General features: G+C 67.2%; 25 protein-coding genes. 10 read left to right on the top strand and 15 right to left on the bottom strand.

The window, feature by feature from the left end; genetic code table 11:
• Positions 1–8: 8 nt before the first annotated feature.
• From CMO28_RS08225 to CMO28_RS08185, 9 genes are all read right to left on the bottom strand, one after another.
• Positions 9–674, bottom strand: a complete 666-nt coding sequence (locus CMO28_RS08225) for a protein-L-isoaspartate(D-aspartate) O-methyltransferase (protein WP_296712271.1) — start codon at positions 672–674, stop codon at positions 9–11.
• Positions 675–676: 2 nt separating this feature from the next.
• Positions 677–1,432 carry a 5'/3'-nucleotidase SurE gene (gene surE, locus CMO28_RS08220; protein ID WP_296712268.1) on the bottom strand — a complete coding sequence of 252 codons (756 nt, stop codon included), beginning with the start codon at positions 1,430–1,432 and terminating at the stop codon, positions 677–679.
• Between the two features lie 148 nt (positions 1,433–1,580).
• Positions 1,581–2,870: a serine--tRNA ligase gene (serS, locus tag CMO28_RS08215; protein WP_296712265.1), complete on the bottom strand. Its 1,290-nt coding sequence runs from the start codon at positions 2,868–2,870 to the stop codon at positions 1,581–1,583.
• A 99-nt stretch (positions 2,871–2,969) separates the two neighbouring features.
• A complete protein-coding gene (tatC, locus tag CMO28_RS08210) occupies positions 2,970–3,803 on the bottom strand; it encodes a twin-arginine translocase subunit TatC (protein WP_062761328.1) in 834 nt (277 codons plus the stop codon).
• Between the two features lie 6 nt (positions 3,804–3,809).
• A complete protein-coding gene (tatB, locus tag CMO28_RS08205) occupies positions 3,810–4,316 on the bottom strand; it encodes a Sec-independent protein translocase protein TatB (protein ID WP_296712261.1) in 507 nt (168 codons plus the stop codon).
• A gap of 56 nt (positions 4,317–4,372) precedes the next feature.
• Complete coding sequence (gene tatA, locus CMO28_RS08200) at positions 4,373–4,621, bottom strand: twin-arginine translocase TatA/TatE family subunit (protein ID WP_014745053.1); 249 nt, start codon at positions 4,619–4,621, stop codon at positions 4,373–4,375.
• Positions 4,622–4,706: 85 nt separating this feature from the next.
• Positions 4,707–5,768: an ABC transporter ATP-binding protein gene (locus CMO28_RS08195; protein ID WP_296712255.1), complete on the bottom strand. Its 1,062-nt coding sequence runs from the start codon at positions 5,766–5,768 to the stop codon at positions 4,707–4,709.
• Entirely contained in the window at positions 5,768–7,495 is a 1,728-nt protein-coding gene (locus CMO28_RS08190; protein WP_296712253.1) for an ABC transporter permease, read from the bottom strand. Before CMO28_RS08190 ends, CMO28_RS08195 begins: the two co-directional genes overlap by 1 nt.
• Positions 7,496–7,708: 213 nt before the next feature.
• Positions 7,709–8,764, bottom strand: coding sequence for a Fe(3+) ABC transporter substrate-binding protein (locus tag CMO28_RS08185; RefSeq protein WP_296712252.1), 1,056 nt, complete (start codon positions 8,762–8,764; stop codon positions 7,709–7,711).
• Between the two features lie 372 nt (positions 8,765–9,136).
• Between CMO28_RS08185 and CMO28_RS08180 the strand changes: the two genes are divergently transcribed.
• Positions 9,137–9,484: a hypothetical protein gene (locus CMO28_RS08180; RefSeq protein ID WP_296712249.1), complete on the top strand. Its 348-nt coding sequence runs from the start codon at positions 9,137–9,139 to the stop codon at positions 9,482–9,484.
• Positions 9,485–9,499: 15 nt separating this feature from the next.
• Here the strand turns inward: CMO28_RS08180 and CMO28_RS08175 are convergent, their stop codons facing one another.
• From CMO28_RS08175 to CMO28_RS08165, 3 genes are all read right to left on the bottom strand, one after another.
• Positions 9,500–10,813 (bottom strand): hemolysin family protein, encoded by a 1,314-nt coding sequence (locus CMO28_RS08175; RefSeq protein WP_296712246.1) that lies wholly within the window; start codon positions 10,811–10,813, stop codon positions 9,500–9,502.
• On the bottom strand, positions 10,810–11,559 hold the full coding sequence (locus tag CMO28_RS08170) for a TerC family protein (RefSeq protein ID WP_014745047.1): 750 nt from the start codon (positions 11,557–11,559) through the stop codon (positions 10,810–10,812). Before CMO28_RS08170 ends, CMO28_RS08175 begins: the two co-directional genes overlap by 4 nt.
• 150 nt (positions 11,560–11,709) lie before the next feature.
• Positions 11,710–13,362, bottom strand: coding sequence for a Na/Pi cotransporter family protein (locus CMO28_RS08165; protein WP_296712243.1), 1,653 nt, complete (start codon positions 13,360–13,362; stop codon positions 11,710–11,712).
• 249 nt (positions 13,363–13,611) lie between these two features.
• On the opposite strand from CMO28_RS08165, the gene CMO28_RS08160 reads away from it, so the two are divergent.
• The 6 genes from CMO28_RS08160 (at position 13,612) to CMO28_RS08135 (ending at position 18,949) form a co-directional block, all read left to right on the top strand.
• Positions 13,612–13,947: an STAS domain-containing protein gene (locus CMO28_RS08160; protein WP_014745045.1), complete on the top strand. Its 336-nt coding sequence runs from the start codon at positions 13,612–13,614 to the stop codon at positions 13,945–13,947.
• A gap of 68 nt (positions 13,948–14,015) precedes the next feature.
• Complete coding sequence (locus tag CMO28_RS08155; RefSeq protein WP_062761336.1) at positions 14,016–14,465, top strand: ATP-binding protein; 450 nt, start codon at positions 14,016–14,018, stop codon at positions 14,463–14,465.
• Positions 14,466–14,772: 307 nt separating this feature from the next.
• On the top strand, positions 14,773–16,230 hold the full coding sequence (locus tag CMO28_RS08150) for a circularly permuted type 2 ATP-grasp protein (RefSeq protein ID WP_062761356.1): 1,458 nt from the start codon (positions 14,773–14,775) through the stop codon (positions 16,228–16,230).
• A gap of 85 nt (positions 16,231–16,315) precedes the next feature.
• Positions 16,316–17,266, top strand: coding sequence for an alpha-E domain-containing protein (locus tag CMO28_RS08145; RefSeq protein ID WP_296712232.1), 951 nt, complete (start codon positions 16,316–16,318; stop codon positions 17,264–17,266).
• A 55-nt stretch (positions 17,267–17,321) separates the two neighbouring features.
• Positions 17,322–18,158 (top strand): transglutaminase family protein, encoded by an 837-nt coding sequence (locus tag CMO28_RS08140; RefSeq protein WP_014745041.1) that lies wholly within the window; start codon positions 17,322–17,324, stop codon positions 18,156–18,158.
• Positions 18,159–18,229: 71 nt separating this feature from the next.
• Positions 18,230–18,949, top strand: coding sequence for a peptidase (locus tag CMO28_RS08135; protein WP_062761339.1), 720 nt, complete (start codon positions 18,230–18,232; stop codon positions 18,947–18,949).
• A 78-nt stretch (positions 18,950–19,027) separates the two neighbouring features.
• Here CMO28_RS08135 and CMO28_RS08130 read toward each other — a convergent pair whose 3' ends face one another.
• The 3 genes from CMO28_RS08130 to CMO28_RS08120 form a co-directional block, all read right to left on the bottom strand.
• A complete protein-coding gene (locus CMO28_RS08130; RefSeq protein WP_014745039.1) occupies positions 19,028–19,213 on the bottom strand; it encodes a YqaE/Pmp3 family membrane protein in 186 nt (61 codons plus the stop codon).
• A 134-nt stretch (positions 19,214–19,347) separates the two neighbouring features.
• A complete protein-coding gene (locus tag CMO28_RS08125; RefSeq protein ID WP_014745038.1) occupies positions 19,348–19,599 on the bottom strand; it encodes a hypothetical protein in 252 nt (83 codons plus the stop codon).
• A 376-nt stretch (positions 19,600–19,975) separates the two neighbouring features.
• Positions 19,976–20,650, bottom strand: a complete 675-nt coding sequence (locus CMO28_RS08120; protein WP_296712228.1) for a response regulator transcription factor — start codon at positions 20,648–20,650, stop codon at positions 19,976–19,978.
• A gap of 290 nt (positions 20,651–20,940) precedes the next feature.
• On the opposite strand from CMO28_RS08120, the gene CMO28_RS08115 reads away from it, so the two are divergent.
• The 3 genes from CMO28_RS08115 (at position 20,941) to CMO28_RS08105 (ending at position 23,135) form a co-directional block, all read left to right on the top strand.
• Positions 20,941–21,435 carry an NHLP leader peptide family RiPP precursor gene (locus CMO28_RS08115; RefSeq protein WP_197465009.1) on the top strand — a complete coding sequence of 165 codons (495 nt, stop codon included), beginning with the start codon at positions 20,941–20,943 and terminating at the stop codon, positions 21,433–21,435.
• A 6-nt stretch (positions 21,436–21,441) separates the two neighbouring features.
• On the top strand, positions 21,442–21,744 hold the full coding sequence (locus CMO28_RS08110; protein ID WP_296712223.1) for a hypothetical protein: 303 nt from the start codon (positions 21,442–21,444) through the stop codon (positions 21,742–21,744).
• 77 nt (positions 21,745–21,821) lie between these two features.
• A complete protein-coding gene (locus CMO28_RS08105; protein ID WP_296712220.1) occupies positions 21,822–23,135 on the top strand; it encodes a TolC family outer membrane protein in 1,314 nt (437 codons plus the stop codon).
• The last annotated feature ends 21 nt before the right edge of the window (positions 23,136–23,156 follow it).

Raw genomic sequence — 23,156 nt, 5'->3', positions numbered from 1 at the left:
AGCGCGTGTCAACCCGCCGGCGAGCCCGGATCATCTTCGCGCGGCACGCCGGGCATCAGCGGCACGAAACGGACGCGGGCAATCTCGACGTCGTCGACGCCATCTTCGTTGCGGATCAGCTTCATCAGGCGCTGTTCGCGGCCATGGCCGCCGACCGGCATCACCATCAGCCCGCCGATCGCCAGCTGATCGAGCAGGTCTTCGGGCACTTCGTCCGAGGCGGCGGTGACGATGATCCGGTCGAAGGGCGCCTGTTCCGGCCAGCCCCGCATGCCGTCGCCGATCCGGTTGACGACATTATGCATCGCCAGCTCGCCGAAGCGGGTCTGTGCCTCCCGCGCCAGGCTGCGATGACGCTCGACCGTATAGACCCGGCGGGCCAGCCGCGACAGAATCGCGGTCTGGTAGCCGGATCCCGTGCCGATCTCCAGCACCTTGTGCCGGTCGCCCAGCTCCAGGGCCTGGGTCATCAGCGCCACCACCTCGGGCTGGCTGATGGTCTGGCCCTGCCCGATGGGCAGGGCGCGATTGGCATAGGCCTTGGGCACCAGAGGTGTCGGCACGAAGATCTCGCGCGGCACCGTTTCGATGGCCTTCAGCACCCGCGTGTCGGTGATGCCCGCCGAACGCAGCTGCATCAACAGCTTGATCTTCGCTTCGGCGAGCGTCTCCATCGTCAGGCCCCCAGCACGTCCTCGAGCGCGCCCATATAGTCGCGGGCGGTCAGGTCGATATGCAGCGGCGTGACCGAGATGGCGCCCTTGCGGATCACCGACAGATCGGTGCCTTCGGTCTCGTGACCGTCGCGGCGCAGTCCGCCGATCCAGTAATAGGGCACGCCACGCGGGTCGCGGCCTTCGACGATCATCTCCCCCAGAACGCGCTGCCCCTGGGAGACCACCTTGACCCCGGTCACCGCCTCGGGCTCGACCGGCGGGGAGTTGACGTTGACCAGCACGCCCTTGGGCCATTTGGTGGCGATCAGCTTCTCGACCAGCGCGGGGCCATGAGCACGAGCCGTGCGCCAGGGCACATCCTGCGGATCGACGAAAACCTGGCTCATCGCGATCGCCTGCAGGCCCAGCAGCGTGGCTTCCTTGGCGGCAGCGATGGTGCCGGAATAATGCACATCCTCACCCAGATTGGCGCCCCGATTGACACCCGAGAGCACCAGATCCGGCGCGGTCTCGTGCATCAGCCGGCGGGTGGCGATCAGCACGCAATCGGTGGGGGTGCCGCTGACGCCATAGCGCTTGTCGGCGATCTTGCGCACACGCAGCGGGTTATGGATGGTCAGCGAATGCGACACGCCGCTCTGATCGGTCTCAGGCGCGACGACCCAGACGTCGTCGGACAGCTCGCGCGCGATCTGCTCCAGGATTGCGATCCCGGGGGCGTTGATGCCGTCGTCGTTGCTGATCAGGATGCGCACGTGCCGAACTCCTTCAGGATCGGGAAAGTCGGGCTTGGATACCCGTTCTTGGCCTTCATGGGAAGTGCCGCCGAGGGGGCGGCGGCACTCGTTTCCGGTATTCCGGTATGATGTGATGCGTATCGTCTGCAGGGGACAGGCGAACGGATCAGGCACCGACGACCTCGGCGCCGCCCAGATAGGGGCGCAGCGCCTCCGGGATGCGGATGCTGCCATCCGCCTGCTGATGGTTCTCGACCAGCGCAATCAATGCGCGACCGACAGCAACACCCGAGCCGTTGAGCGTGTGAACGAAGCGGGTATCGCGCTCGCCGGCCTTGCGGCAGCGGGCCTTCATCCGCCGCGCCTGGAAATCGCGGGTGTTCGAGACGCTGGAGATTTCGCGATAGGTGTTCTGCGCCGGCACCCAGACTTCGATGTCGTGGGTGCGCGCTGCGGCAAAACCGGTATCGCCCGAACACAGCACCACCACCCGATAGGGCAGTTCCAGCAGTTGGAGAACCTTTTCGGCGCAGGCCGTCATGTAGTCCTGCTCGTCGCGCGAGGCTTCGGCGGTGGTGATGGACACCATCTCCACCTTCGAGAACTGATGCTGACGGAGCATACCGCGGGTATCACGACCGGCGGAGCCTGCTTCCGACCGGAAGCAGGGGGTGAGTGCGGTCAGCCGCAGCGGCAGGGCCGCCTCGTCCAGGATCTCGCCGGCCACAAGATTGGTCAGCGGCACCTCGGAAGTGGGGATCAGCCAGCGGTCATCGGTGGTGCGGAACAGGTCCTCGGCAAATTTGGGCAGCTGGCCGGTGCCGTAGAGGGCGTCGGTGCCGACCAGAAGCGGCGGCTGAACCTCGATGAAGCCATGCGTGCCTGTGTGCAGGTCCAGCATGAACTGCGCCAGCGCCCTCTCCAGCCGTGCCATCTGGCCGGCCAGAACCACGAAGCGCGCGCCCGAAAGCCTGGCCGCCCGCTCGAAATCCATCGCCTTCAGAACCGGGCCGGCAGCCATCATCTCGCCCAGTTCATAATGGGCGCGCGGCGCGAAATCGAAGGCGCGGGGCGTGCCCCAGCGGCGCAGTTCGACATTCGCGGTCTCGTCCGGCCCGTCGGGCACGTCCGCATCCAGATGGTTGGGCAGGCTGGAGAGCGCATCGTCGAGTTCGCGGCCAAGCGCCGCCTCTTCTGCCTCCAGCTCGGGCATCCGTTCCTTGATCGCCTGAACCTCGGCGACCAGGGCCGCGGCATCGCCGCCGGTGCGCTTGATCTGGCCGATTTCCTTCGAGGCGACATTGCGCCGGGTCTGCAATTCCTGCAGCTCGCGGATCAGGGCGCGGCGCCGTTCATCGAGCGCCACGAGACGCCCCGACGACGCATCGAGGCCACGACGAGCAAGGGCGGCGTCGAAGGCGTCGGGCGCATCGCGCAGAAGGCGTATGTCGTGCATTGGTTCGCTCGCTGAATGAACGATGGTTCCGGAAACGACGAAGGGCGCGCCGGCCATCTGGCCGAAGCGCGCCCATCTAACGGCCCCGATCCCTTCGGGTCAAGCGCCGCTGTCGTCCTTGTCGGCGAGCGTCGCGGCGAGTTCCGCCTCCTCGGCCTTCTCCCGCTCTGCCCGCGCCCTCTCGATCCGCCGCGCGATGAAGATCGAAATTTCATAGAGGACCAGCAGCGGCACGGCCAGAGAGCACTGGCTGATCAGATCCGGCGGGGTCATCACCGCCGCAGCCAGGAAGACGATGACGATCGCAAACCGGCGCTTCTTGGCCAGAGCTTCGGCGCTCACCAGCCCGGCACGCACCAGCAGGCTCAAGGCCACCGGCAGCTGGAAGGCCAGACCGAAGGCGAAGATCAGCGCCAGCACCAGCGACAGATACTGATCGACCTTCGCCTCGAGCTCGATCGCCATATTGGTTTCGCTACCGGTGGTCTGGAAGCCGGCAAAGAAGCCCCAGGCGAGCGGAAAGACGAAGTAATAGGCGAGCGCCGCACCGAGCACGAACAGGAACGGCGTGGCGATCAGGAAGGGCATGAACGCCTTGCGCTCGTTCCGGTAGAGCCCCGGCGCCACGAACATGTAGAGCTGGGAGGCGATGATCGGGAACGAGATGAACAGCGCAGCATAGAACGAGACCTTCACATAGGTGAAGAACGCCTCGGTCAGGCCGGTGTAGATCAGGCGCTTGTCGTGGCCGAGCACCTTGGCGAGGGGCTCGACCAGGAAGCCGAAGATGTCCTCGGCGAACATGTAGCAGACGCCGAAGGCGATCAGCAGCGCCACGACCGAATAGATGAGCCGGTTGCGAAGCTCGATCAGATGCTCGAGCAGCGGCGCTTTGGAGTTCTCGACCTCGTCGTCATCGTCATGGGTCGCCATGAAGCGTCAGGCCTTCGGGGTGGTGGCATCGTCGGGTACCGCATCCGGCGCGGCCGGTTTCGGTCCGACCGGTGCGGCGGGCGTGGCATCCGTCGGTGCCGCAGGTGCGGGGGCCGAAGATGCGGGCGCCGGAGATGCAGGAGCCGGATGGGCGGCAGCCTGGGCCGCGGCAGGCGTCGCCGCATCCGCAGCCGCGGGCTTCGCGGCCGGGGCGTCATCATCCAGACGAACCGGAGATGTCGCCCGCTCCAGCGCGCCATCGGGATCGATCGCCCTGCGGGTCGCCTCGCCCATGTCGAAGCGCGACGCCTTCTCGGCCCGGTCGCGCAACTCCTTGAGTTCGGATTCGCGCAGAACCTCGTCAACGCTCGACTGGAATTCGCGCGCCATCCGCCTCAGCCGTCCCATCCAGACGCCGGCCGCACGCAAAGCGACAGGCAGGTCCTTCGGGCCGATCACGATCAGGGCGACGACGAACACCAGGGCGAGTTCCGCCCAGCCGATGTCGAACATGGAGTCACGCAGACGAACGCAGCAGCCTGCGTCCGCTCCTCGAATGCGTCACCGGATCAGGCCTTCGGGCCGCTGACCTCATCACGACGGACCTCGTCCGCCATGCGCGCATCCTGCGGCTTGTTCAGCACTTTCGGATCCTGAGACGACGAGCTGTTGTTCTCGGTCTCCTCGTCCTTCATGCCGGCCTTGAAGCTCTTGATGCCCTTGGCCACGTCGCCCATCACCCGCGGCAGCTTGCCTGCCCCGAACAGGATCAGGACCAGAACCAGGATCAGGACGATCTGCCAAATACCGATGCTCATCGGGTACCCCTCCTCCGCAGTCCCCCGGACTGCCTAATCGTGCGGCGCATGATGGCAGAAGCACGGGGGCTGTGCAATGCAGCCGTCAGCGCCCATCCGCTGCGAATACGAAAGTCTGGCCCAGGTCGAGAGTCAGCCTGAGACGATCGCCCCGGCCATGGCGCGGCACACCGCCGAGCCGCAACCCCAGCCGGCCGGGCCAGCCCGCAACCCGTATCCCCAGCGCCGTCACCGGCCCGAGCGCCCGGACCTCGACGACCTCGGCCTCGATCACCCCGGACGCATCCTCGATCAGCGCCTCGGGCCGGATCATCACCGTCACCGCTGCGCCATCAGCAAAGCCCGGTGCCGGCAACGGGCCGAGCGGCGTTGAAACCCGCCCGCCCGCAACTCGCAGGCTGATGGCATTCAGTTCGCCGAAAAGTCTGGCAACAAAGGGGGTTGCCGGCGCCTGATAAAGTTCTGTGGCATGTCCCGCCTGGACGATCCGACCGCCATTCATCACCGCGATCCGGTCGCCCATGCGCAGGGCTTCATCCGGATCATGGGTCACCATCAGGGCCGCGGCACCCACCTCGCGCAACACCGCCAGGGTATCGGCGCACAACCGGTCGCGCAGCGCGATGTCGAGCCCCGAGAACGGTTCGTCCAGCAGCATCACCTGCGGCTCGGGCGCCAGCGCCCGGGCCAGGGCCACGCGCTGCTGCTCGCCGCCGGACATCATATGCGGGTAGTCCCCTCCCCGACCGCCGAGCCCGACCAGATCGAGCAGCGCCTCGCTCCGCCGGCGGCGTTCGGCGGCGCCGGCCTGTCTCAGGCCGAAGCCGACATTGTCGCGCACGGTCAGATGTGGAAACAGGGCATAGTCCTGGAAGACCAGCCCCACTCCCCGGGCCTCGGGTTTCACCGCCCGGCCCGGCTCGGCCACTGTCCGGCCATCGATGATCACCCGGCCGTGCTGCACGTCTTCAAGCCCCGCCGCAAGCCGCAGACAGGTGGTCTTGCCGCAGCCCGACGGGCCCAGCAGGCACAGGATTTCGCCCGCCGCAATACCGACCGAGACATGGTCGACCGCCACCCGCCCGTCATAGGCATGGACGATGTCGTCGAGGATCAGTCGCGAAGGCGTGGTGGAAGACGGGTTCATCAATTCCGGGCACCGGGACGGGACCGGGCGATCGCCCGGGACAACAGGATCACCGGCAGGATGCCGGCAGCGACGATGGTGAGAGCGGGCAAAGAGGCATCGGCGAGGCGTTCATCGCCGGCCAGTTCATAGGTGCGCATGGCCAGCGTGCCGATGCCGAAGGGCCGGAGGATCAGGGTCGCCGGCAATTCTTTCAGCACATCGACGAAGACCAGCAGGGCCGCGGTCAGCAGGCCGCCCGAAACCAGCGGCGCATGAACCCGGACCAGCGTCGCCCCGGGTCCCAGGCCGAAGACCCGCGCGGCATCATCCATCGACGCCGTCACCTTGCCGAGGCTCGCCTCCACCGTGTTCAGCGACACCGCCAGGAAGCGGACCATATAGGCGTAAAGCAGGCCGACGAGCGTGCCGGTCAGAACCAGGCCCGGATTGCCGAGACCAAGGGCACGGGCGATGTCGATGATCACCCCGTCGGCCGCCGCCAGGGGGACCACGATCCCGACCGCGATGACCGCCCCCGGCACGGCATAGCCCATGGCCGCCACCCGCGCCGCCAATGCCGAGGCACGACCGGGGGCCAGCCTGCGGGCATAGGCGACGATCAGGGCCGCCGCCACCGCCATCACCGCCGCTGCGGCCGCCAGCAGCAGGCTGGTGACCACAAGGCGCGGAAAGCCGCTGCCGGAATCGAGCCGCGAGGTCAGCGCCCACCAGCCGAGCGCCGCGGCCGGGATCAGAAAGCCGCACAGGATCGGCAGGGCGCAGGCCGCAACGGCCCCCGCCTTGCGCAGGCCGCGGAGCTGCCAGCCCGGCAGCGGCCGATAGCGGCGCGAGGTGTGGTGGAAGCGCCGTTCGCCGCGGCTCGCCCGCTCCAGCAGCACCAGGATCAGCACCACCGAAAGCAGCACCGCAGCCAGCTGCGCCGCTGCGGCCCGCTCTCCCAGGCCGAACCAGGTACGGTAGATGCCGGTGGTGAAGGTGTCGACGGCGAAATAATCGACCGTGCCGAAATCCGCCAGCACCTCCATCAGCGCCAGGCTGACGCCGGTAACGATCGCGGGACGGGCCAGCGGCAGGGCGATACGCCGGAAGCAGGACCAGGGGCCATTGCCAAGCGTGCGGCCGATCTCCAGCACGCACATCGATTGTTCAAGAAAGGCCGCCCGGGCGAGCAGATAAACGTAAGGGTAGAGCACCAGCGTCATCACCACGATGGCGCCGCCCAGGCTGCGGATCTGCGGAAACCAATAGTCGCGGCGGCTGGTGGCGCCGATCAGGAGACGCAACGTCTCCTGCACCGGCCCGGAATAGTCGAACAGGCCGGAATAGGTATAGGCGATGACATAAGCCGGCACCGCCATCGGCAGCAGCAGCGCCCATTCGAAACTCCGCCGCCCGGGAAAGCGGCACATGGTCACCAGCCAGGCCGTGCCCACACCCAGCGTCAGCGTACCGGCACCGACCCCAAGCGCCAGCCAGAGAGTGTTGACCAGATACCGGCCAAGCACGGTGTCGATCAGATGGGACCAGACGGCGAGATCGGGGGTGAGCCCGGCGCTCAGCACCACCACCACCGGTACCGCCACCAGCGCCGCCAGCAGCATCGCCGCAAGCGGCCAGGCCAACCCGCCCCGCCCGCCGCGACGGGCCTGCAGGACCGGTGCTACAGCGGCGCGGCCGGCCGCGGGCGGCTCGTCCTCCGGCTTGCCTGCATAGATGGTGGCCATGGGGCGGATACGCCTCCGTCAGCTGCCGTGGGTGCCAGGCGTCCTGCCTGTGGAGCATGTCGTGATCGTGACTGCGACACATCCGCAGCCCCGGGATCGAAGATGGGTACACGTCACCCGGCGATGGATCAAGTATTGCCGGCCTGAAACGATGAAAGGGGGCCGCGACACTGCCGCCACGGCCCCCTTTCCGAAACGTTGCTGCCTGGTGGATCAGCGCCAGCCGGCGCGGTCCATGATCTCCACGGCCTGACGGTTCAGCTCACCCAGGCGGGTGATCGCCACGGTGTCTTCCTTGAACGGCCCCCAGGACTGGATGATCGCCGAGGACGGCACGCCGGGCCGCACCGGGAACTCCTGGTTCACTTCGGCGTAGAACTTCTGAGCCTCTTCCGAGACCAGGAATTCCAGCAGCTTGACCGCCGCCTCACGATTGGGTGCGGTCTTGACCACACCGGCGCCCGAAACGTTGACGTGGGTGCCGCGGCCGTCCTGATTGGGGAAGAACACGGCCACCTTCTCGGCAGCCGCCTTCTGGGCCTCGTCCTTGCCGGCGAGCATGCCGCCCAGATAGTAGGTGTTGACCACCGCGATATCGGCCTCGCCCGAGGCGACCGCACCAATCTGGTCACGGTCGCCGCCCTGCGGCTTGCGGGCAAAATTCTCCACCAGCCCCTTCGCCCATTCCTCGGTCTTCTCGGGCCCGTTGGCCACGATCATGGCCGCGGTCAGCGACTGGTTGTAGGTGTTGCTCGACGAGCGGATGGCGAGACGCCCCTTCCACACCGGGTCGGCGAGCTGTTCGTAGGTCGACAGCTCTTCGGGCTTCACCCGATCCTTGGCGTAGACGACCACACGCGCGCGCTTCGACAGGCCGAACCAGGCATTGTCGCTGTCACGCAGATGCGCCGGTACCGCGTCTTCCAGCACCTTGGACGAGACGGGCTGGAAGATGCCTGCTTCCTTCGCCTGCTCCAGCCGCGCCACGTCGACGGTCAGCAGAATGTCGGCGGGGCTGTTCTCCCCCTCGGCCTGGATGCGCGCCAGCAGCTTTTCACCGCTGTCGGAGAGCAGGTTCACCTTGATGCCGGTTTCGGCGGTGAAGGTGTCGAGGATCGGGCGGATCAGCTGTTCCTGGCGCGCCGAGTAGAGGTTGACCTCTGCAGCGGACGCCGCCGGACCGGCGACCAGCAGGGCAAGGGCCGCGGCAGCGCCGCCGATGCTGCCGAACAGGCGATGACGGGCGGGACGGCGAAACATGTCGGTCATGGCAGTCTCGTCGATAAGCGGGGCAGGCGGAATCCGGGCCGCCGGGCCCAATGCGCCGGCGACGTGCGAATGCGAATTCCTATCAGCTCTTGCCTATCATTCCGGAAGCGTCGCTTCAAGCGCGGGTGAGACTGATTTGCGATACGCGGCGATTCGCCGCCCTGCGATATCGGCCGTCGGATTTCGTGGACTTCGCCGTTTACAGCACAGCCCTGCATGGAGATACTGCGACGCGAAAGGATCGTTCCACGGCCTTCTGGTGCACAGAGGCGCACAGTGAAACATAGATGTCCTTTCCCCACCTGATCGGGACGCGATCTACGCTCCTGCCCGGTGCATGTGCTCCCGCCTGATCGACGAGGCGCCTTCGCGATGACCATCCGCTGCCTTCGTACCGCCCGCCCCGGGCGGATCCGTCTGCACAGCATCTTCCTGGCCGGTCTCATGGCAGGCGTGTTTGCGGCCGCACTCCCTTCGGGCGAGGCCCGCGCCCAGGACGCCACACGATCTTCATGTCGATCGGCCGTGCAGACCCTGGCGAAGCTGGTGGCCGATCCGCCGCGGCGGGATCGTCGCGTCGCCGACTACATCGCGGCGCGTCAGCATCTGGATCGCGCCAACCGCGCCTGCGACGGCAATCAGGGGGAACGCGCGATGGCGGAGGCCGATGCCGGCATCCGGCGTCTGGCCCCCGATCTCCGCGGCGGTGTGCTGCGCTAAGCCGGCACCTGCGGCTCAGATCCCCTCGCCCGGCAGCACATCATCCACAGGCCGCAGCCGGATCAGCACCTTGTCGATCCGGCGGCCGTCCATATCGACGACTTCGAAGCGGATGTCCTGCCAGTCGAAGGCGTCGCCGGCCACCGGCACCCGCTCCATATGCCAGAGCAGGAAACCGGCGAGGGTCGCGTAGTCTCCTTCGCCGTGAAGGTCCTGACGGTCGAGCAGGCGCTCCACCTCGCCGATCGCCATGCGGCCATCGGCAAGCCAGCCGCCCTCGGGCCGCGCAACCGCCGCAGGCCGGTCATCATCCCAACCCAGCGCGGTCTCACCCGCAATCGCCGACAGGATGTCGGTGGCGGTCACCACGCCCTCGACACCGCCATACTCATCGACCACCAGGGCCATCGGCTCACGTTCATCACGGAGCATGGCGATCATTTTCAACAGCGGCACCGCTTCATGCACCACCAGCACCGGCCGGGCAAGCGTCGCCATATCGGGGGTGCCGCCGGCCAGCACGACGTCCAGGATGTCGCGCGTGGCGACGATGCCCACCGGCTCGTCCAGGCTGCCGCGGGCAACCGGATAGCGAGAGCGCGCGCTGCCCGAGATCCGGTCCAGCTGTTCGCCGAAAGGCCGGTCGGCATCCAGCCAGATGACGTCGTGGCGCGGGGTCATCACGGTGCGCACCGGCCGGTCGTCGAGGGCAAAGACGCTGTCGATCAGGTTCTGTTCGGCACGATCGATGGCACCACTGTCCGCCCCTTCGCGAACCATGGCCCGGATCTCGTCCTCGGTGACCGCTTCGGCCGAGGCGGTGTCGACCCTGAGCAGCATCAACCCGCCTTCGGTCGACACACGCAGCAGCCAGATCGCCGGGGTGGCGATCACCGCCAGCACCGACATCGGCCGCGCCACCGCCATGGCGATCGTGGTGGCATGGGCAAGCGCCAGCCGCTTCGGGATCAATTCTCCCACCACCAGCGACACATAGGTGACGCCGGCGACGACAAGGCCCACGGCCACCGGCCGCGCATGGGGTTCGAAGCCCGGAATGGTCGCCAGCATATCGGCCAGCGGCCCGGCGAGGGGGGCGCCGGAATAGGCACCGGCCAGCACGCCCACGAGGGTGATGCCGATCTGCACGGTGGACAGGAACCGGGTCGGGTCGTCGGCGAGCCGCAATGCGGCGGCTGCCGACCGGTCACCGGCCGAGGCCCGCTCCATCAGCCGCGGGCGGCGGGCGGAGACCAGGGCCATTTCCGACATCGCGAAAACCGCATTCAGCAGGATCAGCGCGAAGACGATCAGTATTTCGAAGATCACGACGGTGCGACGTTGCTCATGGCCCGGCGGCGACGCCGGCGGCTCTTGGCCAGGATGTTGAGACCTTCGACCAGTGCCGAGAAGGCGATGGCGAAGTAGAGATAGCCCTTCGGTATATGGAAATGCAGCCCGTCTGCGATCAAGGCCACGCCCACCAGAAGCAGGAAGGAGAGGCAGAGCATTTTCACAGACTGATGCCGCTCCACGAAGCGGCCGACCGGGGCGGCGGCCACGATCATCACGATCATGGCCGCGATCACCGCGGCCACCATGACCGGCAGATGCTGCGCCATGCCGACCGCCGTGATCACGCTGTCGAGCGAAAACACGATGTCGAGCAGGGCAATCTGTACCACAGCAGCGGCGAGGCTGAGATGGATCTTCGGCTCCCCTGCCCCGTGTTCTTCATCGCCGTCCACCGTGTGGTGGATCTCGGTCGTGGCCTTGGCAAGCAGGAACAGGCCGCCGGCGATCAGGATCACGTCCCGCCAGGACAGGGCGAAGCCCTGGATGTCCACCAGCGGTGCAGTCAGGCCGGCCACCCACGAGATGGCCGCCAGCAGAATCAGCCGGGTGACGAGGGCCAGCGCCAGCCCCACCCGCCGGGCGGTGTCCCGCCGTTCAGGGGCCACCCGTCCGGCAATGATCTGGACGAAGAGAAGGTTGTCGATACCGAGGACGATCTCCAGCACCGCGAGGGTGAGGAAGCTGAGAATGACCTGCGGATCGGTGAGCAGATCGAGCATGGAGCCCGTGCGCCTTCCTGAAACAAGAACATGCCGTTGCGGTCAGCATAACCGTCGGAGCCTTGCCGGCGATGCCGACAATCCACCGGGGGGTGACGATTTTCGACGACATGGCACCGAAGACACAGCTGCCGGGAGGTCCCGGCCCGTTCAGGCCGCCTCGGGCAATGGCAGCGCCACCCCATCCTCACTGCCGGCCTCGAACTCGGCCTCCAGCCCTTCCACCAGGCTGCCCAGCATCCAGAACAACCGCTCGCAGAGATTGGTTGCCAGCAGCAGGCGCCCGCGATCGGCCGGTGCCAGCGCCTCTTCCGCCGCCAGATAGCTGCTGCGGATGCGCCCCATGGTCTCGGCGCGATCGCCGGTCATCGCCCGCAGCAGCATCCGCTCGTCCGCATCGGCGCTCTGCGCCACCTCGGCCAGCGTCATCACCACGGCATCGATGCCGTCCAGCATGCCGCGCGAGACCCGCCCCATCACCCCCGGATCGGTCAGCCGATCGATGAGCATGCCGGCCAGCTCGGCGAAGGTGTGGATCACCCCGTCGAGACGCTGATGATTGGCCACCGCGCGGGCCAGCCGCTCATAGGCGGCAGCGGAGATGTCGGCGGCGCCGAGATCCCGCAGCACCTCGGCGATCCGCCCATGCAGGGTCAACAGCCCGTCGACCCGCTGGGCCATCGCCACCCTGCCGGCCGCCGGATCCCCCGGATCGGCCGCAATCGCCGACAGATGCGCCAGATGGGCGACCAGCCGGCGCTGCTCCAGAATGGCCAGATCGAGCGCACCGGCCGGGTCACGCAGCATGCCGTCTTCCAGGAACGCCGGCTGGGCATCGGCCTCCACCCGCGTCACCGGCCAGCTCCGTGCCAGAACCGGCGCGATCCAGGGCAGCAGCAGCCCCGACAGCCCGGCCCCGATCAGATTGAACAGCAGAAAGGCCCAGGCGACGCTGCGCCCCGCATCACCGGTCAGCGCCGCGATGACGCCGATCGGACCGAAGGCGATCAGCCCCGCGCTTTCCGCCAGCAGCAGCGGCAGGGTCACCGCCGTGCCGACAAGGTTGACCAGCACCTGGAACATGGCGAGCTGGCGGGCGCGGCCGGCCATGCCGCGGGTCAGCAACGCCATGTTGAGCGCCGTGCCGAAATTGGCACCGAAGGCGAGCGCGATCGCCTGTTCGGGCCCGAACAGGCCGGCACCGGCCAGCGAGATGCCGATCATGCCCACGGCCGACGACGACTGCACCGCCAGGATCAGCAGAGCGGCCGCCAGGAAGACCAGGATGTCGTGGCCGCTGATCGCCGCCATGGTGCCGGTCACGATCTCCAGCCCGGCGATCGGCACCGTGCCCTGACGGAGCAAGCCCAGCCCGAACAGCAGCAGCCCGGCGCCGAACAGGGCCGAGAACTGGTCCCGCCAGGGCGCGAAGCGGGCGCGGGTCATCGCAATGCCCGACAGGCCGATGACGGCATAGACCACGATCCGGACATCGAAGGTCGCCACGAACAGCAGGCCGCAGACCCCGACATTGACGCCGGTCATGACCATCATCGCCCGTTCGGCCCGGATCAGCGCCGCGCGGATCATGCCCGCCAGAATGAAGGTGGCGACCTGGGTGGACTGGGTGACGGCCGCCATCACCAGCCCCATGCCGGCCGCCTTCAGCGGGCCGTCGGTGCTGCGGGCGACCGCCACCCGGACCCGGCGGCCCGCCAGGCGTTTCAGGGCATCGCCCAGCGTGCGGGCACCGAGGAAGAACAGGCCCAGCCCGGCCAGGGCCGTGGTAACGTCGAGCAGCATTCCACCTGAGCCGCAGAAGATCGGGACCAGACCACCGGCCCCGCAGGCTGCGGAGTGTGCCGCACCGCCACACCTGCCGCAATCCTCACCCCGCAACGTCATTCAACTGTCATATACTGTCGGGACCGGACAAAATCCCTTGGGCAAAGAGCTGCCACCTGATATGGAATCCGGAACGGTTCCAGGGGCCGCGCGTCAGTGTTCTTGACGGCTACCGGCGGCCCCGGGCTCAAGTTGACGGGAGCGAAGATGCAGATCGAGCGTCAGTCCATCGGAACGGTCGTCGTCCTCAGCCCGAAGGGCCGGCTGGACGGCACCAGTTGTCCGGCTTTCGAAGCCGAGGTTCTGGCGGCGCTGGACTCCTCCGCGGGCCGGCTGGCGGTGGATCTTGCCGGGCTGGACTATATCAGCAGTGCCGGCCTCAGGGTGCTGCTGATCGCCGCCAAGCGGTCCAAGGCGAGCGGCGGCAAGGTCGTGTTGTCGGGCATGCGGCCCGAGATCCGCGAGGTCTTCGACATCAGCGGCTTCAGCGCGATCTTCCAGATCCTGCCGGGCCGGGACGAGGCGATCGCGGCTTTCGCCTGATCGCTCACCCCTCGCGCGGCCGGCGGGCCCGGCCGCGCCACACGCGCCCCGGATCAGGGAACCGCGCCATGACCGCAGTGACCGAACTGGCCCTTGCGGCCGATCTGAGCGAACTGACCCGGCTTGCGGATGCGATCGAGACCTTCTGCGACGCGCATGCGCTGCCGCCGGCGGTTTCGTACCAGATCTCGCTCGCGGCTGACGAACTGATCACCAATGTGATCAGCTATGGCTTTCCCGATGGCGCCACCGGCCTGCCGATCACGGTGCGGCTTGCCGCCGGAGAGGGCGACGGCGCCTCGGTCACCGTCGTGATCGTCGATGACGGCCCCGCCTTCGACCCCTTCGCCGAGGCCCCGCCGCCGGTGCTCGAGGGCGATATCGAAGACCGCCCGATCGGCGGCCTGGGCGTGCATCTGGTCCGCAGTATGATGGATCAGGTGGACTATGCCCGCATCGACGGCCGCAATGTGGTGACGCTCCGCAAGCAGATCCCGGCCGGCATGGCCGACGACTGATCGTCCACGAACGGATCATCGCATATCGGGCCCGGCATCGCCGGGCCCGTTTTGGTTTCCGCCTTCGTTTTCCGCCCGCTCCCGCCCCGGTTTCCGCAGGCCACCCCCCTTTCGACGCCACTGCGCTGCGCAGCACTGTTGTTCTCTGCCGAAAAGATGGGCAGGATTCAGATGGGGAGCGGCCGGTTTCCGGGGAAGATCCGGCCGCAGATCGATGGCACGGCATTTGCTGGTCATGCCGTCGAACGTCAACACGGCGGAGGATGCTCTCTTGAGCAATACGACTGACATCCGGATCTTCGACGAGATGAACGGCTGGGCGACGGCGGGGACCGATGCGCCCGAAGAAGCCTGCACACCGGACGAAGTCAGGTCACCGGAGGACGTCAGAGCTGCCTATGCGGAAATCAGAGCCTGGTTGACACAGACACCGCATGACCGCCTGCAACTGAAGCGCCGCGAGGCCGAGGTGCTGTTCCGGCGGATCGGCATCACCTTCGCGGTCTACGGCGAAGGTGGCGACCCGGAGCGCATCCTGCCCTTCGACCTGGTGCCACGGATCGTGACCGGCGAGGAATGGTCCACGCTGTCCCGCGGTCTGGCCCAGCGCGTCCGGGCGCTCAATGCCTTCCTGACCGACATCTATCACGGCCAGGACATCCTGAAAGCCGGCATCGTTCCGCCGGATCTGGTGCTGCGCAATGTGGGCTATCTGCCGCAGATGCAGGGGCTCAAGGTCCCCGGCAATGTCTATACCCACATAGCCGGCATCGATCTGGTGCGGACCGACGAGAACGATTTCTTCGTGCTGGAAGACAATGTCCGCACGCCCTCGGGCGTGTCGTACATGCTGGAGAACCGCGACGTGATGATGCGGCTCTTCCCCGATCTGCTGTCGGCGCATCAGGTCCGCCCGGTCGACCATTACCCGTCCAGCCTGCGCGACACGCTTTGCTCGGTGGCGCCGCCGAACATGGCCGCCGGCCAGCCGACGGTGGTTCTCCTGACGCCCGGCATCTACAACAGCGCCTATTACGAGCACACCTTCCTGGCCGACCAGATGGGTGTCGAACTGGTCGAGGGCCCCGACCTCTTCGTCTCGGAAAACAAGGTCTTCATGCGGACGACCGAGGGGCCGAAGCGGGTCGACATCATCTACCGCCGCATCGACGACGCCTTCCTGGACCCGCTGGTCTTCCGGCCCGACAGCCAGCTGGGCGTGCCCGGGCTGATCGACGCCTATCGTGCAGGCAATGTGACGCTTGCCAATGCGGTGGGCACCGGCATCGCCGACGACAAGATGATCTATACCTTCGTGCCGGATATGATCCGCTTCTATCTGGGCGAGGAGCCGCTGCTCAACAACGTGCCGACCCGCTGGTGCGGCCGGAACGACGACTGCCGCTATGTGCTGGAACATCTGGACGAGCTGGTGGTGAAGGAGGTCCGCGGATCGGGCGGCTATGGCATGCTCGTCGGCCCGAAATCGACCCGCGCCGAACAGGCGGCCTATGCCGAGCGGATCAAGGCGAACCCGGAAGACTTCATCGCCCAGCCGACCCTGGCCCTGTCGACCTGCCCGACCCTGGTCGAGGAAGGGGTGGCCCCGCGCCATGTCGACCTGAGGCCCTTCCTGCTGGTCGGCGCCAACGGCGTCTCGCTGGTGCCGGGCGGGCTGACCCGCGTGGCGCTGAAGAAGGGCTCTCTGGTGGTGAATTCCAGCCAGGGCGGCGGCACCAAGGACACCTGGGTGCTCGCCCGCTGAGGCGCCGCCCGGCGCCCGCCGTCAGCCCTGCCGCAGGGGCCGTTCCGGCGGCCCTCTCGACCGATCTTCCCGGGGAACCCCCTCGATGCTCAGCCGTACCGCCGACAATATCTACTGGCTCTCCCGCAATATGGAGCGGGCGGAAAATCTCGCCCGTATCATCGAAGCCGCCCATCGTATGGCCCTGCTGCCCTCATCCGCCGCTGAGGGCGGCTATGACGAGTGGAAGTCGGCCCTGATCAGCGCCGGTGTCGCCGGCGGCTTCGTGGCCCGCCATGGCGAGGAGGCCGTCGATCAGCGCCGGGTGGTGGACTACATCGCCTTCGATCGCGACAACCCGTCGAGCATCCGCAGCTGTGTCGAAAACGCCCGCCGCAATGCCCGTTCGGTGCGCACCGCCCTCACCTCTGAAATGTGGGAGAGCATCAACAGCACCTGGATGGAGATGAACCGCCTCGACCCGTCCGCCATCACCGGCACGGAGCTGCGCAACTTCCTGGACTGGATCAAGGAGCGCGTCACCCTGTTCCGGGGCAGCGCCTACGGCACCATGATCCGTGACGACGCCTATGCCTTCGTGCGGCTTGGCACCTATGTCGAACGCGGCGACAACACCGCCCGGATTCTGGACGTGAAATACAACATCCTGCTGCCGCCGGAAGAGACCGTCGGCGGCGCGGTCGACGAATACCAGTGGATGTCGATCCTGCGGGCGGTCTCGGCGCATCGCTCGTTCCACTGGCTGTACCGGACCAATGTCCGGCCCTGGCTGGTGGCCGAGTTCCTGATCCTGCGGCCCGAGATGCCGCGATCGCTGGTCGCCTGCGTGGGAGAGGTCGATACCCAGCTGGACTACCTGGCCAAGCTCTACGGCCGCAGGGCCGAATGCCACCGTCAGGCCGGACAGCTTCACGCCCAGCTGACCTATGGCCGGACCGAGGACATCTTTCAGGCCGGCTTGCACGAGTTCCTGACAGACTTCATCATGCGCAATGCGCGGCTCAGCGACGAGATTCAGCGCTGCTATCTGTCTTGACCGGGATCTGCGGCGGGTATACCCCGTCGCTCCCGTCCATATCGTCGAGGGATTCATGCGCCTGACCGTCGAGCACCAGACCATATACACCTATGGGCGGCCCGCCCGGTATGCGATCCAGGCGCTGCGCCTTACCCCGCCCGACCTGGCGGCCCAGCGTGTGATCTCGTGGCGGATCGAGGTCGAGCCCACTGCCCATCTGGTGCCGCTCACCGACGGTTTCGGCAACCGCGTCCATCAATTGACCCTCGATCGCGACCACGACCGGCTGGCGGTGACGGTACGCGGGATCGTCGAGACGACCGACACCGCCGGGGTCGTCGGCAGTGACCTGCCCGACACGCTGTCGCCCGAGGTGTTCCTGCGCGAAACGCCGCTGACCACCGCCGATGACGCGCTGAAGGCCATCGCCGACGAGGTCCGCCCGGTGCTGGAGGCCGAAGGGGCGGTGGCGGCCATGCATGCCGTCCTGCGCCTGACCGCGGGGCGCGTGGCCTATGTCAAGGGCGCCACCGATGCCCGCACCACCGCCGCCGAGGCGCTGGCCCACGGGCGCGGCGTGTGCCAGGACCATGCGCACGTCTTCATCACTCTGGTGCGGGAGCTGGGCATTCCCGCCCGCTATGTCAGCGGCTATCTCTCGCCCAATGACGACGACCACGCCGAAAATCCCGGCAGCGAAGCCAGCCATGCCTGGGCGGAAGCCTGGCTGGACGGGTTGGGCTGGGTCGGCTTCGATCCGTCCAACGGCATCAGCCCGACCGGATCCTATATCCGCCTCGCCCACGGTCTCGACTATCTGGATGCAGCGCCCGTGCGCGGCATCCGTATCGCCGGCGACGAGGAACACCTCGCCGTCCGCGTCCACGTTACGGAACAGGCCCAACAATGAAGGCGGGACGAAGCCGGGTTCCGACAGCCCGCCCCTTCGACACCGCGCCCCTCAGACGGATCCCCACCCTCATGACATACTGCGTCGGATTGAAGATGCGCGCCGGACTGGTGATGCTCTCCGACACCCGGACCAATGCCGGCGTCGACAACATCTCGACCTATCGCAAGACCACGCTTTGGGGACGCCCCGGCAAGTCGGTGCTCTGCCTGACCGCTGCCGGCAACCTCGCCATCACGCAGGCGGTGGTCAATCGCCTGCGGCGCGGGCTGGAAGACGGCCGCCACCTGGACGATGCCCCGGACATGGTTTCGGCAGCCGAGATCGTCGGCGAGTCGATCCGGGCCGTCCACCGTGCCGACGGCCCGGCGCTGGAAGCCCATGATACCGCCTTCAACGTCACCTTCCTGCTCGGCGGCCAGATCCGCGGCGGCGAGATCCGTTTGTTCCAGATCTATTCGGCCGGCAATTTCATCGAAGCGATGAGCGATACCCACTACCTCCAGATCGGCGAGCACAAATACGGCAAGCCGATCCTCGACCGGGTGATGGGGCCGGAGACCCGCATTCACGACGCGATCAAGCTGGCCATGATCTCGATGGACAGCACCTTGCGCAGCAATCTGTCGGTGGGCATGCCGATCGATCTGACCGTGATCCGCACCGACACCTTCGAATACGACCTCGAGCGGCGGATCGACGAGACCGATCCCTATTTCCTTTCCATCCGCCAGCGCTGGTCCGAGGCCTTGCGTGCGGCCTATCTGGATCTTCCCGATCCGGAGTGGTGACAGCGCCCTTCAACAACGCCGCATGAAAAAGGCCCCGATCCGGCCAAGGATCGGGGCCTTTCCTTATGACGGGCGGCCTCAGCGACGGCTGATGACCCACACCGCATGGATGATGCCGGGCAGCCAGCCAAGCAGCGTCAGCAGGATGTTGATCCAGAAGTGCTTGGTCAGGCCAACCTCCAGCAACACGCCCAGCGGCGGCAGGATCACCGCGACGATGATGCGGAACAGGTCGCCCAGAAAGCTGTCGTTGCGTCCCTCCATGGATGGACCTCCGTCTTTCGGGAAAGGCGGCTCGCGCAGGGTGCGAAAGCTGACCGATATGTGAGGAGGGCGGCCGGTCACGTCGACCGTACCGCCCCGTGATATTTTTGCGACGGGAACCGTCGGTGTGGCGATCAGTCGCCGATGTCGATGTCGTCCTTGTCGGTCAGCGCGCCGGTCAGGCCACCGGCCGCACCGCCGACCAGGGCGCCGCCAAGCACGCTGCCGCCCGTGGCGGCACCGATCGCGGCACCCGCACCGGCACCCAGGCCGGCACCGGTCAGACCGCGGCGTTCAGGCGAGTTACCGCAGGCAGCCAGGGCAAGGGCCGCAACACAGACGGCGGCGGCGGCAAGGGCTTTGGGGCTATGCTTCATGGCGGACATGGTTTCGGTGCTCCTCCTTCAGGGGACCGTCGCCGGGAATGGGCCAGCCATTGCATGATCTGGTTGCAAGAGCGGTGCGCATCGGGGGACGCGCGGGCCGGTTCGACGATCTGTAGCGCCACGGTCGATGTCTTGACATCAGCAGGTCGTGTGCGCCTCGGCTATGAGGAGAATGTAGGGTCGACCGGCTTCGATTGCATGAAGCAAAGATAGGGCCTTGAACCGCCGCATCTTCCTCTACACCACAATACTCAGCGACACGCCACGCCCTTTTCATGACACACCGGACAGGAGGTGTGCTTTACAGCACGTGGCGCGGCGGGATCTGTGTCATATTCAGTATGCAGGGAACTTTATGGCGAATGGGCCGACAGGGTCAGTCGGCGGTAATCCGGTAGCCGACACCCGGCTCGGTGCGGATCAGGTCCAGATCCCCAGCGCCGCGGTCCAGCTTGCGGCGCAGGCGGCTGATCAGGGTCACCACCGTGCGGTCGGACACCGCATCCGCCCGCTTCGACACCACTTCCAGCAGATATTCCCGGGTGACGGGCCGACCGCCCGCCTGAACGATGGCGGCCAGCAGGTCGAATTCCCCGCGGGTCAGCCGCACCACCTCACCATCCGGATCGGCGATCTCGCGGCGGGTGAGGTCTATGGTCCAGCCGCGGACATGGCGGATGTCGGCGCCGATCGTCTCGGGCACCATGCGCCGACGCCTCAGGACCGCGCGGACCCGGGCGGTCAGCTCCCGCAGGCTGAAAGGGCGGACCAGGAAGTCGTCGGCGCCCATGTCGAGGCCGATCACCCGCTCCACCTCGTCGTCACGCTTGCTGACGAACACGAGACCGGGCTGACCCTGCGCAAGAATCCGCCGGCCGAGCGCCAGGCCGTCGACGGTGCGACCATCGCAGTCCAGCACCACCAGATCCATCGGCCGTTCGGCAAGCTGATCACAACTTGCGCGATTGGCGATCAGGGCGACAGATATTAATCCTGAAGTTTTAAGGTAGTCGGCAATGCGACGCGCCTCGCCGATGTCTTCCGACAGCACGGCAACGCGATCTCTAGGTTCAGACGGAAGTGCCGCCCCGTTATGCCGCAGAGTCACGCCTCTGCCCCCGATCCATCCCGCACGGCGGATAGTCCTCCGCCAGCCTCTACCCTTGGACTGCTTGTTATCTCGCCTTATATACCGGGGCGCCGAAGCTTGCATCCTGAAAAGGACGTCAGGCGGGTCAGACCACCACCGATGGCCTGACGAACGCAACGCTTCGCGCAACAGGCGCGACCTTCCGGCCACAGCCGGCATGGCATCGTACGTCAATGCGCATGATATCTTGCATGTCGCATAAACGGCCATTGACCCAGGCAGTGGTGGGATTTACCAAACAGGTCGATCATAGCGTTGAATGCGAAAGCGGGCGCGTGCGGGCTCCGCAACAAAGGGCCCATCGCGGCGGGAACATGGACAAGGGCACAGCCTCTCACGATCAGGTGACGGACGAATTGCGCAAGCGCATTGGCGACATCATCGACCATGCCTGGCGGGATGCGGAATTCCGCGCCCTGTGCAGGACCGATCCGCGTCAGGCACTGGCGGCCCATGGCATCGACCTGCCGGCCGATGTCAGCCTCGTCGTGGTCGAAAATACGCCGGATCGCGTGCATCTGGTCATTCCGCCGGTCGCCCAGGATACCGACGGAGGCGATCTGGCGGATGATGCCCTCGATGCCGTCGCCGGCGGTGTCGGTGGTCCGGTCGTTGCACCCGTTGGAGACGACATGCTGTTGGTTTTCGGCTCCGACGGCGTGACATTCACTCTGGGCGGAAGGTGACAGGTCGTGAGTGAAGTGACCCGGATGCTGGCCGATCTGCTGCGCCGTGCCGCCAGGGACGCCGCCCTTCGCGACCGGCTGAAGGCCAATCCGGCCGCTGTCCTCGCCGAAGCCGGGCTGGACGTTCCCGAAGGCTGCGAAGTCGTGGTGCTGGAAGACCGGCGTGACCGGATGCATCTGGTTCTGCCCTCGCCGCTGATGGCCTATGACGACATCGACCAGGCCGCCGATGTCGGCGGCGATGTGGTCACCGTCGGCGATGCGGCCTTTGCCGCGGGTCTCTTCCCGAGGACCGACAGCAGCCGATGAGCGCCGGGTCCCCGATCCGGCACCGGCCAGGCCGGCAGCCTCATGCCTGGCCCTTTGCCGTCATCCTCACCGCTGTCATGGCCGTGACAACGCCGGCCTGTGCACAGACCCTGCGTGAAACCCTGGCCGCCGCCTATCTCGCCAATCCGGATCTGGCGGTCGGGCGGGCACGGCTCGACGTCGTCAACGAGCAGCGCCCGCAGGCGCTCGGCGGTTTCCTGCCCAGCCTGTCGGCCGCGGCCAGCCGCGACGTACAGGACCTGACCTATGACGGCGTGGTCAACCGCACCAATCGCCAGGACCAGCAGGCGCTGACGCTGAACCAGCCGGTCTATAGCGGCGGCGCCGCCTCCGCCGGGCTCGACCGGGCCGAGAACACCATCAGGGCCGAGCGGGCCCGCCTCAGAACCACCGAGAGCGAGGTGCTGCTCGCCGCAGTCACCGCCCATGTGGATGTCGCGCGGGACCTGGACGTCCTGAACCTGAACCGCCAGGCCCGCGACCTGCTGGTGCGACGGCTGGATCAGACCCGCGCCCTCCACGATCTGGGCGACGCCACGGCCGCGGATCTTGCCCAGGCCCGTGCGCGCGTGGCCGATGCAGAGGCACGGGTGGTCGCCGCCGAAGCCGCTCTCGCCAAATCGCAGGCCACCTATCTTGCGGTGACCGGCCAGGAGCCGACGGATCCGGCCCCGGCCCCCTTGCCGGCCCATCTGCCCGACACCCTGGGCGCCGCCCTGCTCCGTGCCAGGGAAGCCAATCCCCAGATCGTGGCCGCCGGTTATGACACCGAGGCGGCGACGGACGGGATTGCGGTCAGCCGCGGCGCCCTACTGCCCAAGGTCTCCGTCACCGGAAGCCTCAGCCGCAATCGCTCCAGCCTTGATGTCAACCCGCGGGAGACCGAAGCCGCAGCGGTCGGCCTGCAGCTGACAGTGCCGATCTACAGTGCCGGCATCGCCGAGAGCCGGCTGCGCGAGGCCCGCAAGACCGCCGCCGAAGCCCGCCTCTCCCGCATTGCCACCGAACGCAGCATCGTGGAGCGGACCGAGCGGGTCTGGCGCGACATGCTGGCGGCCCGTGCGGCCATCGCCGCGCGCGAGGCGCAGGTCGAGGCGGCGACCACCGCACTCGACGGCGTCGCGCGCGAGGTCGATCTGGGCCGGCGGCCGCTGATCGACCTGCTCGATGCCCAGCGCGACCTGCTCGATGCGAGCGAGGCGCTTGCCGGCGCGCGCCGCGACGTGGTCGTGGCCGCCTTCGGGGTTCTGGCGGCGACCGGCGGGCTGGAAGCGCGCGCACTCGCGCTCGATGTGCCGTATCATGATCCGACTGGCGATTATGAGGCGGTCAAATGGCGCGTGTTCGTAAACCCGGTCACCGGGGAATAGAGACGGCATCGGCATGGCTTC

The organism is Tistrella sp. (assembly GCF_002684955.1).
Classification (GTDB): Bacteria; Pseudomonadota; Alphaproteobacteria; order Tistrellales; family Tistrellaceae; genus Tistrella; species Tistrella mobilis.
Note: the sequence above shows the minus strand (reverse complement) of the source record. Positions and strands in the feature narration are given on the sequence as shown.